The sequence below is a fragment of the Mitsuokella sp. UBA4253 genome (assembly GCF_002395285.1).
Lineage (GTDB): Bacteria > Bacillota > Negativicutes > Selenomonadales > Selenomonadaceae > Mitsuokella > Mitsuokella jalaludinii.
In genome coordinates, this window is record NZ_DGWR01000014.1 from 110,246 (window position 1) to 122,161 (window position 11,916).

Consider the following 11,916-nt stretch of genomic DNA (forward strand, 5'->3'; position numbering starts at 1 on the left):
TTGTGTTAGCATAGTATAATAAAAACAAATGCATAAGACAGAAGGTGACACACTTAATGAAAGTCGATTTAAAGGAATTAGCAGCGGCCTTTGCTCAGTCCGATGTGCGTCAAGGCTATGTCGACACCGCGGCGGGCAAAGTCATCATGATGGCAGATGACCTCGCCGAGCGCGATGCTATGCACTATGCCATGGTGATGGAAGAGGATTGGGAGCGCTATATCCCCATCCCGAATATCATGGATGAGGATGAGACGGCGATGATGCACGCGTTTGCTGCCTCACGCCCGCGCGAGGATGTAAAAGAACGTCTGTTTGAATCCTTGAAAGGGGCAGGCGCCGTGACGCGCTTCCGCCGTCAGGTTCGCCATCTCTTGCTGAAGCCTGCCTGGGAGTCCTTCAAGCAGGATTACCTGATGCAGGCCGCGCGCGACTGGTGTGAGGAGAATGCTGTCGAGTACCGGGAGCCGTGATGGCGTCCCGGTACCCGGTGCGCATAAATAAATGGTAAGTTGTGTAGAATTAGGAGGTCTTTTCTATGTCATTGATCAAGGGATTGCATCATGCGGCACTCAAGTGCAGCTGCCAGGCAGAATTCCAGGAAGCCATCCATTTCTATCGGGATGTCCTCGGGCTGCCCGTCAAGCGCAGCTGGGGGGAGGGCGATGAGGCTGGCATCATGTTTGATACAGGCGCCGGCCTCATCGAGATCTTCGCCCAGGGCGGCGAGAACCACGCGGAAGGCTCCGTGCGCCATTTCGCCCTGGCTACGGACGATCCGGACGCCTGCGTCAAGGCCGTCCGCGAGGCAGGCTATAAGATTACCGTTGAGCCGAATGATCTGACCATCCCCGCAGAGACGCCGTTCCCTGTCCGCATCGCCTTTGCTGTCGGGCCGTGCGGTGAGACCATCGAGTTCTTCAAGGAATGCTGAGGGAATGGGCGACAATGCGTATCTTTGCCGACACGGATGGCAATAGGCCTGCGCAGGGGGGCGATAAATTCCGGCAAGCGCTCTGCCTGTCTGTATTGCTGATGACCTGCCTGTACACAGGAGCATCCTCGTCAGCTGCTGCGGCACAGGCGATACAGCCGACGAGCCCTGCTCAGAATGCTGCTGCATCTGTGATAGCGGATGAGCGTGACAATGGCCTGAGCCGGGCAGTCCGCGCCCGAGCGGGCCTGAAGAACCGCATCTTTCTCAAGTACCGCGAGATGGTGGTCATCAGCGACGATCAGTACAGGATCACGCAGGCGGCCATCCGCGACAACCGCGCCCATCAGACGCCGCTCCGCACGAGTGAACTGCTCTTCAACAAGTGCATGCACGACGGGCGCTACAGCGAAGCGGCCATCACGGCTTCGCTGGCCGTGCTCGACAGCAGCACACCGGTCGACCGCGCCCGCTTCACGCTCCTGCAGGCTGAAGCATGCATCCTGCGCCAGGACGATGTTCATGCCGTCCAGCCGCTCCTGCAGCAGGCCGCCAGGGAACTCCCTGCGGAGAGCAGACATGACGTTGCCTGGCAGCAGGCAAGGGAAATGCTCGACGAGCTGCAGGCTGGTCTCTTATCTTCTTGAAGTACAGCTGCATGGTGTCGTTTCAGATGCCATGCAGCTTTTTTTGCCTTTATTGTCAACTCAGCACATAATAAATGTTGACAGTAAACGAAAAGAGGTGTATCCTGTTGACCGTAATAATTCTTACTGTTTCAGGATTGGGAGTAGTACACATGGGAAAATTTACGATTCGCGAACTGGTCCTCTGCGGCCTATTCATTGCCTTGATCACCATTGGCACACTGATTCGCATTCCAATCGGATCGGATTTCTACACACTGCAGTTTCTGTTCACCTTGCTGGCCGGATTGGTGCTCGGTGCGCGCCTCGGTGCTTTGGCCGTTGCGGCTTACGTCCTGCTTGGCCTGATTGGCGTGCCGGTCTTTGCCTCAGGCGGCGGCCCGGCTTATCTCGTGCAGCCGACCTTCGGCTATCTGCTGGGGTTTGTCGTTCAGGCATGGTTCTGCGGCCGCTGTGCACGCCGCCTGCACAAAATCTCTCTGCGCTCTTTGTTGGCCGTGAACACCGGAGGCCTTGCCATCGTCTACGCCATCGGCATTAGCTGGTTTTATGTGGTCTCGAATTACGTCATCGATGCCCCAATCGGCTTCTGGGCAGCCATCTTCTACTGCGGCATCCTGCAGGCCGGGCCGGATTTTTTGCTCTGTGCGGCGGCTGCTGGTCTCGCGTATCGCTGCTACCGTGCCGGGCTATGGCTCTCTATGTCGGCGCAGCCGGTGCGCACGGCTGCAGATGAAGCAAAGGAGGCATGATGATGGGCAAGGCTCTCTTTATCACGGGTACGGGCACGGATGTCGGCAAGACGTATGTGACGGCTCTCATCGTCAAGAAACTCCGCGAGGCCGGTCTGTCTTCCGGCTACTACAAGGCGGCACTCTCGGGCGCTGTCCCGGCTGCTGACGGGACGCTGCAGCCGGGTGATGCGCTCTACGTCAATCGTGTGGCAAAACTCGGCGAGTCGGCCGGGGATCTTGTCTCCTACGTGTATGAAGATGCCGTATCGCCGCACCTGGCTGCAAAGCTTTGCCAGCAGCCCATTGACTTCGCGCGCGTCAGGGAGGACTTCGCATGTGCGAAAGAGCGCTGTGACTATCTGACGATGGAAGGCAGCGGCGGGATCATCTGTCCGCTGCGCTGGGATGCGACGCAACACGTCGTTCTCGATGATCTCGTCAAAGAACTGGACCTTGGTGTCCTGGTCGTTGCCGATGCCGGGCTCGGCACCATCAACAGTACTGTGCTGACCATTGAGCACCTGCGCAGGCGTGAGATCCCCGTTCGAGGCGTCATATTCAACCGCTATGTGTCCGGTGATCGCATGCAGGAGGACAATGCGGCGATGATCGAGCAGCTGACTGGCGTCAAGGTGCTGGCTTGCGTGAAGGAAGGCGACCAGGATCTTGATATCGCGGACGAGGTGCTGCACCGGCTTTACCGATGAGAAGTGCAGACAATCTTGTGTTCATCAAGGAAAAGTCTGGCATTTATGTTTATACAGGGAATACGGAAATGTAAACAGATTGTGTTTTGTATACATACATGAATAGTGTTGACAAAATACATACATGGCCTTACAATAAGGCCATATCCAGTTCAGGTGAGCAGCGGAGCTCATGATTCATGCATCTGCATGAGTCATGAGCTCCTTTTTGTTGGCTGGGTATCGATTTTCTCGAGAGAATGCCGCTGTTTGGAGATTGGTTCAAAAGAAAGCGAAGTGTGAGTATGAGAATGTGGAAAAGACTATTAGGGATTTCCCTACTGGCTTCTAGCCTCCTGGTCACAGGTTGTGGCGGAGACAGCGCCATGAGCGGCAATACGAGCAATGCTTCAGGAGACACGGTGAAAGTCGGGCTGCTTCATTCCCTGAGCGGTACGATGGCCATCAGTGAGACGTCGGTGCGCGATGCCGAGAAACTTGCCATCCAGGAGATCAACGATCAGGGCGGCGTGATGGGGAAGAAGATTGAAACCATCGAGGAGGATGGTGCATCAGACCCGCAGATTTTCTCGGAGAAAGCGAAGAAGCTCTTGATGAACGATAAAGTTGCGACGATCTTCGGCTGCTGGACGAGTGCTTCGCGCAAGGCCGTGAAGCCGGTCGTCGAGGGCTCGAACGGACTGCTCTGGTATCCGATCCAGTACGAGGGCATGGAGCAGTCGAAGAACATCATGTACATGGGCGCTGCTCCGAATCAGCAGATCGTGCCGGCCATCGAGTATCTCATGAAGAATGGCAAGAAAAAGATGTTCCTCGTCGGCAGCGACTACGTATTCCCGCAGACGGCCAACCGCATCATCAAGGCACAGCTCGCTGCGCAGGGCGGCGAGGTCGTCGGTGAAGAGTACACGCCGATGGGCTACACCGATTACGCGACGATCATCAGCAAGATCAAGGCCGCTCACCCCGATGTCATCGTCAATACCCTGAACGGTGACTCCAACGTGGCGTTCTTCAAGCAGCTGAAAGATGCCGGTGTGACGGCGGAGGCCTGCCCGGTCATGTCGTTCTCGATTGCTGAAGAGGAGATCAAGGGCATCGGTGCAGAGAACATCGAGGGCGATCTCGTTTCGTGGGATTACTACCAGACGACGAAGACGCCGGCCAATGAGAAGTTCGTCGCCGCCTACAAGAAGGCGTACGGTGAAGACCGCGTCACGGATGACCCGATTGAAGCCGCTTACGATGCCGTTTATCTCTGGAAAGCAGCCGTCGAGAAGGCAGGCAGCTTTGATGTCGACAAGGTCCGCGCTGCTGCTGGCGGCATCACCTTTGATGCACCGGAAGGCACGGTCAAGATTGATGGCGACAACCAGCATCTCTACAAATACGTGCGCATCGGCAAGGTCAACAGCAAGGGACTCATCGATGAAGTATTTGCGACAGACCCGATCAAGCCGGATCCGTTCCTCAAGACGTATGACTGGGCGAAAGGCCTCAGTGATGAAGCAAAGTAAAGCGATACGGTAAGACGTGCAGGAGGCAGCAGCTTGCCTCCTGTACTTATTCCTGAAAAAGAGAGGCATTTATGGATATACTCACCATCTTGTTCAACGGTCTCAGCCTGTCTTCTATCCTGCTATTGGCAGCACTGGGACTGGCCATCACCTTTGGCCTCATGGGAATCATCAACATGGCACACGGTGAATTCATCATGGTTGGCGCCTATACGACGTATGTCGTGCAGGGCCTGCTGATGCCAGTTCTCGGCGATGGCTATTTCTTCGTTTCGATTCTCGTTTCGTTCCTCATGGCGGCTGTCTTCGGCATGGTGCTCGAGGTCGTCGTCATCCGCCGACTGTACGGGAGGCCGACCGACAGCCTGCTGGCGACCTGGGGCGTCAGCCTCATCCTGCAGCAGCTCGCGCGCAGCATCTTCGGTGCGCCGAATGTCAATGTCGTGGCACCGGCGTTCCTCGGAGGCAGCATCTCCTTCCTGGGTGTTTCGATGTCCTACAAGCGCTTGTTCATCCTGGCGCTCGTCCTGGCCTGCCTCATTGGCGTCTGGGCTTTCCTCTATCATACGGATTTCGGCCGCAAGATGCGCGCCTGCATCCAGAACCGTGACATGGCACAGTGCCTCGGCATCCGCTCCAAGCGCATTGACTGCCTGACCTTTGCCCTCGGCAGCGGCCTGGCAGGCATTGCCGGATGTGCCTTGACGCTGCTCGGCTCCATCGGCCCGACCCTGGGGCAGAACTACATCGTCGATACGTTCATGGTCGTCGTGCTCGGCGGCGTGGGCAAGCTGATCGGCTGCATCTCCGGTGCGCTGATCATCGGTGTGGCCAGCACGGTCTTTGAGTTTGGCAGCACGGCCTCGATTGCGAAAGCCGCGGTGCTGTTCCTCGTCATCCTGTTCTTGCAGAAGAAGCCGCAGGGGCTTTTCGCCCTGCGCAGCCGTTCTCTCGATGATTGAGAAAGGGGAATTGTATTTTGGGCATCAAGTATTGGTTTCGCGATAAGAAGAATCTCATCTTCCTCATCCTTGTCCTGGCACTGCTCACGATGCCGTTCGTGCTGACGCTCTTTCGGCTGACGCTGCTCGGTAAATTCCTCTGCTATGCAATCGTAGCACTGGGCATCGATCTCATCTGGGGCTATACGGGCATCCTTAGCCTAGGCCACGGCGTGTTCTTCGGCCTAGGCGCATATGCCATGGCCATGCATCTGAAGCTCGCGGCCAGCGGCAGTTCGCTGCCGGAATTCATGGTGACGGGCGGCCTTACGCAGCTGCCCGCGTTCTGGAAGCCGTTTGCATCTGCGCCGTTCGCCTTCCTGGCGGTCATCGCACTGCCCCTCCTGCTCGCCCTGCTCGTCGGTTTCTCGACCTTCAAGAACCGCATCAAGGGTGTGTATTTCTCCATCCTGTCGCAGGCACTCGCCTGGGCTTTCGTGACGATCTTTGTCGGCATGCAGACGTACACGGGCGGCAGCAACGGCATCACGGGCTTCACGACGCTCATGGGCATCCAGCTCCAGAACCCGATGAATCTCGTTTACTTCTATTATATTGCGGTCGCTCTGCTCGTCGCGACGTACGTCTTCTGCACCTGGCTCATGAGCCGCGGCATCGGCAAGATCCTCATCGCGATCCGTGATGGTGAGAACCGCACGTATTTCACGGGGTACGATTCAAGCCGCTACAAGACCTTCATCTACTGCATCTCGGCTGTCATCACGGGCATTGCCGGTGCGATGTACGTGCTCTTCGCGGGCATGATCTCGCCGAAGGAGCTCGACATCGCCTTCTCGGTCGAGATGGTCATCTGGGTTGCGGTCGGCGGACGCGGGACGCTCCTCGGCGCCGTCATCGGCGCACTGCTCGTCAATGCGATGAAGACGGGCATCAGTGAGACGGCGCCTGACATGTGGCTCTATTTCATCGGCCTGCTCTTCGTGGCCGTCGTACTGTTCATGCCGAAAGGCCTCGTTGGCGTTGTGTCTTCGCTGTACGCCAAGGCACAGCCGTATCTGCCGGATTTCCGTCTCCCGTTCCTTGGAAGACGCCGTGCCTGCAAGAGAAAGGGGATGGCATCATGATGCTTCATAGGAGCGGCAAAGAGAGCGCTTCGGATGCGCTCTTGAGCCTCAAACATATATCCGTTGAATTCGATGGCTTCAAGGCTGTCAACGATGTGACGACCACCATCGCCCCGCATGAGATCCACTTCTTCATCGGGCCGAACGGTGCGGGCAAGACGACACTGCTCGATGTCATCTGCGGCAAGACGAAGCCCTCTGCCGGCGAGGTCGATTACGCGGATGTCGGCAATATCCTGAAACTCAAGGAATTCGAGATCGTCAAGAAGGGGATCTGCCGCAAATTCCAGGTGCCGTCGACCTTCGTCAACCTCAGCGTCTACGACAACATGCGCATCGCGCTGAACCACGACAAGAGCGTGTTCGGCTCGCTGTTCATGCGCAAGCGCTACCTCGATACGAGAAAGATCTACGAGGTGCTCAACCTCGTCGGCCTCGACAAGAAGAGCAAGGAGCGCGCCAAATCGCTGTCACACGGCGAGAAGCAGTGGCTCGAGATCGCGATGCTGCTCGTCGAAGAGCCGAAACTTCTGCTGCTCGACGAGCCGGTGGCCGGTATGGGGCAGGCGGAGACCGAGAAGACGGCGCGCATCCTTGAAGAGATCAAGGACCGCTGTGCCGTCGCAGTCGTCGAGCACGACATGAACTTCGTCAAGAGCATTGCCGATGATGTGACGGTCATGCACGAGGGCTCCATCCTCACGGAAGGGACGGCAAGCGAGGTCATGCAGAACAGGAAGGTCCAGGAAGTCTATCTGGGACGAGGGGAGGAGCAGCATGCTTGATATCAAAGGGTTAACCGCGTATTACGGAGAGAGTGAGATCCTCCACAACATCGATCTCTCGGTGCCGGATGGCAAGATCATCGCGCTGGTCGGGCGCAATGGTGTGGGCAAGACGACGACGCTCAAGAGTATCATGGGGCTGGTCAAGACGCCGTCCGGCAGCATCGAGCTGTCCGGCGAAGCGCTCATGAAGAAGCCGCCGTACGAGCGGGCGCGGTGCGGCATCGGCTATGTGCCGCAGGGACGCGATATCTTTCCACAGATGACGGTGGCGGAGAACCTGCGCCTCGGCCTTGAAGTCTGCGGCGGGAAGAAACAGGACCCGTCGGAGCTCTTCCGCCTTTTCCCGATTGTCGAGAAGTTCCTGCCGCGCAAGGGCGGCGACCTCTCTGGCGGCCAGCAGCAGCAATTGGCCATTGCCCGCGCCCTCATTGCGCATCCGAAGCTCCTGCTTCTCGATGAGCCGACAGAGGGCATCCAGCCGTCCGTCATCCAGGAAATCGGCGATGCGATCCGCACCATCAACAAAGAAACTGGCCTCTCCATCCTGCTTGTCGAGCAGTATCTGGACTTTGCGCTGGAGCTGGCCGACGAATGCTATGTGATGGACAAAGGCCAGATTGTCCTGCACGTCGCGGCAGGCAAGGCGAAGAAAGACGAAATCCAGCAGTATATGCTGGCATCATGAAACAATATGGGACGTAAGGAAGGAGCCGATAGACGATGCGATTGACGCCGCAGGATATGGAAAAACTCATGCTGCATTATGCCGGCAAACTGGCAGAAGAGAGGCGGGGCAGAGGCCTTAAGCTCAATCACCCAGAAGCCGTGGCGTATATCAGCATGGAACTCATGGAGATGGCGCGCGATGGTCACACTGTCACGGAGCTCATGTCGAAGGGAAGAGAGCTCCTGACGCGTGCCGATGTCATGGAGGGTGTTCCCGAGATGATCCCGTCCGTGCAGATCGAGGCGACATTCCCCGATGGCACCAAGCTCGTGACGGTACATGAGCCCATCCAGTGAACTTCCCGATGAACGGAGAAAGAAGGTCAAGGTATGATACCAGGTGAATTCTTCTTGAAAGAGGGGGACATCGTACTCAATGCCGGACGGAGTGTCCGGGAACTCGTCGTCACGAATCTCGGCGACCGGCCGGTGCAGGTCGGCGCGCATTACCATTTCTTTGAAGTGAACCGCTGTCTGAGCTTCCCGCGCCGGGAAGCATTCGGCATGCGTCTTGATATACCGTCCGGCACTTCGGTGCGCTTCGAGCCCGGCGAGCAGAAGACAGTCGCGCTCGTCTCGTTGTGCGGCAGGAACCGCTGCCTTGGCTTCAACGGCCTGACCATGGGGCCGGCCGGCACGATGGAGCGCGATACAGCCCTGCGCGCTGCAAGAGAGCGCGGCTTTGCAGGAGCTGAGGAGAAGGACAGGGGAGCGAAGGAGGACGATGCCTGATGAGTTACAAGATCAGCCGTGAGAAGTATGCAGCGATGTATGGTCCGACGACAGGCGACAGGGTTCGCCTGGCCGATACAGACTTAGTGGCCGAGATCGAGAAGGACTGCACGAGCTACGGTGACGAAGCGAAGTTCGGCGGCGGCAAGACGCTGCGCGACGGCATGGGGCAGGCTTCGGAGATCACGAGTGACGGCGGCGCACTTGACCTCGTGCTGACAAATGCCATTGTCATGGATCCGGTGCAGGGCATCGTCAAGGCGGACATCGGCATAAAGGCGGGCCGTATCGTCGGCATCGGCAAGGCGGGCAATCCGGACATCATGGAGGGTGTGACGCCGGGCATGACGGTCGGTGCCTCGACGGAAGCCTTGGCTGCCGAAGGGCTCATCGTGACGCCGGGTGGCATCGACTCGCACATCCATTTCATCAGTCCGCAGCAGATCGAGACCGCGCTCTACAGCGGCATCACGACGATGGTCGGCGGCGGCACGGGGCCTGCCGACGGCACGAATGCCACGACGTGCACGCCGGGGCCCTGGAATCTCCGGGAGATGCTGCGCGCGGCCGATGCCTATCCGATGAACCTCGGCTTCCTCGGCAAGGGCAACTGCTCGAGCCTGCCTCCGCTCGCCGAGCAGATCGAGGCGGGCGCGATGGGGCTCAAGATCCACGAGGACTGGGGGGCGACACCGGCTGTCATCGATGCCTGCCTGCGCGTCTCGGATGCTTACGATGTCCAGACGGCCATCCACACGGATACGCTGAATGAAGCAGGCTGTGTGGAGGACACGCTCGATGCCATCGGCGGCCGGACCATCCACACCTACCATACGGAAGGAGCGGGCGGCGGCCATGCCCCCGACATCATTCGGGCGGCATGCTTTGCGAACATCCTGCCGTCCTCGACGAATCCGACGATGCCGTTCACCAAGAATACACTCGACGAACATCTCGACATGCTGATGGTCTGCCATCATCTCGACAGCCGCATCCCGGAGGATGTAGCCTTTGCCGATTCGCGCATCCGCCCTGAGACGATTGCTGCCGAAGACGTGCTCCACGATATGGGAATCTTCTCGATGATGAGCTCGGACTCACAGGCGATGGGCCGCGTCGGCGAGGTCATCGTGCGCACGTGGCAGACGGCGGACAAGATGAAGAAGGAGCGCGGCCGCCTGGCAGAGGAGTCCGGCGAGAACGACAACTTCCGCATCCTTCGTTACCTGTCGAAGTACACGATCAATCCCGCCATCACGCACGGCCTCTCGGCAGAGGTCGGTTCCATCGAGCCCGGGAAACTCGCCGACCTCGTGCTCTGGAATCCGGCCTTCTTCGGCGTGCGCCCGGAGCTCATCATCAAGGGCGGCTTCATCATTGCCTCGAAGATGGGCGACCCGAATGCGTCCATCCCGACGCCGGAGCCCGTCTTCTACCGCCCGATGTTCGGCGCCGCGGCGGGCGCACGCCATGATACCTGTATTACCTTTGTGTCAAAGGCGGCTTATGAGAATGACGTCAAGGAGCGGCTGGGGCTCATGAAGCAGGTGCGCCCTGTCTCGCATTGCCGGGACATCACGAAGAAGGACATGCACTTCAACGACAGGACACCCGAGATTACGGTCAATTCGGAGACGTATGAGGTCCGCGTCGATGGCACGAAGATCACGAGCAAGCCGGCCGAGCGGCTGCCGCTGACGCAGCTCTACCATCTGTTCTGATGCTGCTTGACAGGCGCGGTGATCTATTGCGATGGATTTGGATGAGAGAAGGGGAGATAGTATGATTCTCACACATGTATGCGGCACACTGGCGGATGCGCCATATGCCGGGAAAAAGGTCGATCCGCTGCAGCTCGATTATGCCGATGCACAGAAGCGCCTGCTGCGCCGGACGACGCGCGAGGGGCGTGACATCGCCCTGCGCCTGGAGCCGGAAGCCCAGCTGCGCGGCCTGCGAGACGGCGATGTCCTGCTCGTGGATGGGGACACGGTCGTCGCCGTCGAGATCCTGCCGACACTGTCGCTCGTGGCAAAACCGGAAGGGCTGGAGGCGATTGCCCGCTTCTGCTATGAAGTCGGCAACCGCCATGCCCCGCTCTATGCACTGGGAGGAACGGCGGTTGGCGGCCTGTCCTTTGCGGTCCTGTACGATGCGGCGATGGAAGACCTCTTAAAGAAACTGCAGGTGCCCTATGAGAAGCAGGCGGTCAAGCTCGAGGAGCGCTGCCGCCTGAAGCTCTTATCGGGCACGCATCATCATGCACATGTACATCATGGCCATAATGGCCGTGCGGCCCTTGCGGAAGGAGAGGGGCATCATGCCTGAGTCCCGCCTGCGTGCAGAGGAAGACGCCCTCTTCCTGCTGCTGGAACTCAATGACGCGCTGTTCCCCATCGGGGCGTATGCGCACTCGTACGGCCTCGAGACGTATGTGCAGCAGGGGGGCGTTCATGATGCAGCAACGGCGGGGAAATGGCTGCGGGCGTATTTTTCGGGCAGCTTTCTCTATGGAGAGCTCTTGTCCGCTCGCCTGGCCTATGAGGCTTTTGGGGAGCCGGACGGTTTGGAAAAGCTGCTGGAGCTCGAAGCGGAAGTCCGTGCCGCGCGCGTGCCGCGGGAGACGCGCGAGGCCCTGCAGAAGCTCGGGCGGCGCCTGGCCAAGAATGTCACGAAGATCGGCCTGCCGTTTGCCGCGCGTTTTGACGATTATGTGAAGGCTGCTGAGCAGTCGTGCTCGCATCCCGTCTGCTACGGCGCACTCGCGGCCGCGCTGGCCTTGCCGGAGCGCACGGCCCTGCAGCACTATCTCTACGCACAGCTATCCGCCCTGACGAATACATGTGTCAAGCTCATCCCGCTGTCCCAGACGGATGGCGCGCGTCTCGTCGCATCCTTCCGCACGTGCTACAGCGCCTACATCGACAGGGCCCTTGCGGCCGAAGCCGATGACCTCTGCCTTTCCTCACCGGGGCTCGACATCCGCGCCATGCAGCACGAAGTCCTGTACTCCCGCCTCTATATGTCCTGATCCAGAAACGCAAG

14 protein-coding genes and 1 pseudogene are annotated in these 11,916 nt (G+C 58.8%); all 15 read left to right on the plus strand.

Annotated elements, in window-relative coordinates:
* Positions 1-56 precede the first annotated feature (56 nt).
* The 15 genes and pseudogenes from B2X55_RS06960 to B2X55_RS07030 all read left to right on the plus strand — a co-directional run bounded on the left by B2X55_RS06960 (position 57) and on the right by B2X55_RS07030 (position 11,902).
* Positions 57-473, plus strand: coding sequence for a UPF0158 family protein (locus tag B2X55_RS06960; RefSeq protein ID WP_226866773.1), 417 nt, complete (start codon positions 57-59; stop codon positions 471-473).
* Between the two features lie 65 nt (positions 474-538).
* Positions 539-934: a VOC family protein gene (locus tag B2X55_RS06965; RefSeq protein WP_286821471.1), complete on the plus strand. Its 396-nt coding sequence runs from the start codon at positions 539-541 to the stop codon at positions 932-934.
* Between the two features lie 101 nt (positions 935-1,035).
* Positions 1,036-1,581, plus strand: coding sequence for a hypothetical protein (locus B2X55_RS06970; protein ID WP_286821473.1), 546 nt, complete (start codon positions 1,036-1,038; stop codon positions 1,579-1,581).
* Between the two features lie 152 nt (positions 1,582-1,733).
* Entirely contained in the window at positions 1,734-2,333 is a 600-nt protein-coding gene (locus B2X55_RS06975; RefSeq protein ID WP_286821474.1) for a biotin transporter BioY, read from the plus strand.
* A 2-nt stretch (positions 2,334-2,335) separates the two neighbouring features.
* Positions 2,336-3,022: a dethiobiotin synthase gene (gene bioD, locus B2X55_RS06980; RefSeq protein ID WP_286821475.1), complete on the plus strand. Its 687-nt coding sequence runs from the start codon at positions 2,336-2,338 to the stop codon at positions 3,020-3,022.
* Between the two features lie 365 nt (positions 3,023-3,387).
* Positions 3,388-4,539: an urea ABC transporter substrate-binding protein gene (urtA, locus tag B2X55_RS06985; RefSeq protein WP_286821476.1), complete on the plus strand. Its 1,152-nt coding sequence runs from the start codon at positions 3,388-3,390 to the stop codon at positions 4,537-4,539.
* A 71-nt stretch (positions 4,540-4,610) separates the two neighbouring features.
* Complete coding sequence (gene urtB / locus B2X55_RS06990; RefSeq protein WP_286821477.1) at positions 4,611-5,501, plus strand: urea ABC transporter permease subunit UrtB; 891 nt, start codon at positions 4,611-4,613, stop codon at positions 5,499-5,501.
* A 17-nt stretch (positions 5,502-5,518) separates the two neighbouring features.
* A complete protein-coding gene (urtC, locus tag B2X55_RS06995; RefSeq protein ID WP_286821478.1) occupies positions 5,519-6,625 on the plus strand; it encodes an urea ABC transporter permease subunit UrtC in 1,107 nt (368 codons plus the stop codon).
* On the plus strand, positions 6,622-7,410 hold the full coding sequence (urtD, locus tag B2X55_RS07000; protein ID WP_270528244.1) for an urea ABC transporter ATP-binding protein UrtD: 789 nt from the start codon (positions 6,622-6,624) through the stop codon (positions 7,408-7,410). Before urtC ends, urtD begins: the two co-directional genes overlap by 4 nt.
* The gene (urtE, locus tag B2X55_RS07005; protein ID WP_286821480.1) at positions 7,403-8,098 is read left to right on the plus strand and encodes an urea ABC transporter ATP-binding subunit UrtE; all 696 of its coding nucleotides are present in this window, start codon (positions 7,403-7,405) and stop codon (positions 8,096-8,098) included. The genes urtD and urtE overlap by 8 nt, the downstream gene beginning before the upstream one ends.
* A gap of 35 nt (positions 8,099-8,133) precedes the next feature.
* A complete protein-coding gene (gene ureA / locus B2X55_RS07010; protein WP_270528246.1) occupies positions 8,134-8,436 on the plus strand; it encodes an urease subunit gamma in 303 nt (100 codons plus the stop codon).
* A gap of 33 nt (positions 8,437-8,469) precedes the next feature.
* Positions 8,470-8,766: pseudogene (gene ureB, locus B2X55_RS07015) on the plus strand (urease subunit beta); the annotation flags it as partial.
* Positions 8,767-8,870: 104 nt separating this feature from the next.
* Positions 8,871-10,592: an urease subunit alpha gene (ureC, locus tag B2X55_RS07020; RefSeq protein ID WP_286821482.1), complete on the plus strand. Its 1,722-nt coding sequence runs from the start codon at positions 8,871-8,873 to the stop codon at positions 10,590-10,592.
* 61 nt (positions 10,593-10,653) lie between these two features.
* Positions 10,654-11,199, plus strand: a complete 546-nt coding sequence (locus B2X55_RS07025; RefSeq protein WP_286821483.1) for an urease accessory protein UreE — start codon at positions 10,654-10,656, stop codon at positions 11,197-11,199.
* Positions 11,192-11,902, plus strand: a complete 711-nt coding sequence (locus B2X55_RS07030; RefSeq protein ID WP_286821484.1) for an urease accessory protein UreF — start codon at positions 11,192-11,194, stop codon at positions 11,900-11,902. Before B2X55_RS07025 ends, B2X55_RS07030 begins: the two co-directional genes overlap by 8 nt.
* The last annotated feature ends 14 nt before the right edge of the window (positions 11,903-11,916 follow it).

What these genes read in the sequence shown, in the direction of transcription:
- bioD (WP_286821475.1), top strand. Translation starts at nt 2,336, where the DNA reads ATGGGCAAGGCTCTCTTTATCACGGGTACGGGCACGGATGTCGGCAAG.
- ureA (WP_270528246.1), top strand. Translation starts at nt 8,134, where the DNA reads ATGCGATTGACGCCGCAGGATATGGAAAAACTCATGCTGCATTATGCC.
- B2X55_RS07025 (WP_286821483.1), top strand. Translation starts at nt 10,654, where the DNA reads ATGATTCTCACACATGTATGCGGCACACTGGCGGATGCGCCATATGCC.
- B2X55_RS06965 (WP_286821471.1), top strand. Translation starts at nt 539, where the DNA reads ATGTCATTGATCAAGGGATTGCATCATGCGGCACTCAAGTGCAGCTGC.
- urtD (WP_270528244.1), top strand. Translation starts at nt 6,622, where the DNA reads ATGATGCTTCATAGGAGCGGCAAAGAGAGCGCTTCGGATGCGCTCTTG.
- urtB (WP_286821477.1), top strand. Translation starts at nt 4,611, where the DNA reads ATGGATATACTCACCATCTTGTTCAACGGTCTCAGCCTGTCTTCTATC.
- ureC (WP_286821482.1), top strand. Translation starts at nt 8,871, where the DNA reads ATGAGTTACAAGATCAGCCGTGAGAAGTATGCAGCGATGTATGGTCCG.
- B2X55_RS06970 (WP_286821473.1), top strand. Translation starts at nt 1,036, where the DNA reads ATGACCTGCCTGTACACAGGAGCATCCTCGTCAGCTGCTGCGGCACAG.
- B2X55_RS06960 (WP_226866773.1), top strand. Translation starts at nt 57, where the DNA reads ATGAAAGTCGATTTAAAGGAATTAGCAGCGGCCTTTGCTCAGTCCGAT.
- urtA (WP_286821476.1), top strand. Translation starts at nt 3,388, where the DNA reads ATGAGCGGCAATACGAGCAATGCTTCAGGAGACACGGTGAAAGTCGGG.
- B2X55_RS06975 (WP_286821474.1), top strand. Translation starts at nt 1,734, where the DNA reads ATGGGAAAATTTACGATTCGCGAACTGGTCCTCTGCGGCCTATTCATT.
- B2X55_RS07030 (WP_286821484.1), top strand. Translation starts at nt 11,192, where the DNA reads ATGCCTGAGTCCCGCCTGCGTGCAGAGGAAGACGCCCTCTTCCTGCTG.
- urtE (WP_286821480.1), top strand. Translation starts at nt 7,403, where the DNA reads ATGCTTGATATCAAAGGGTTAACCGCGTATTACGGAGAGAGTGAGATC.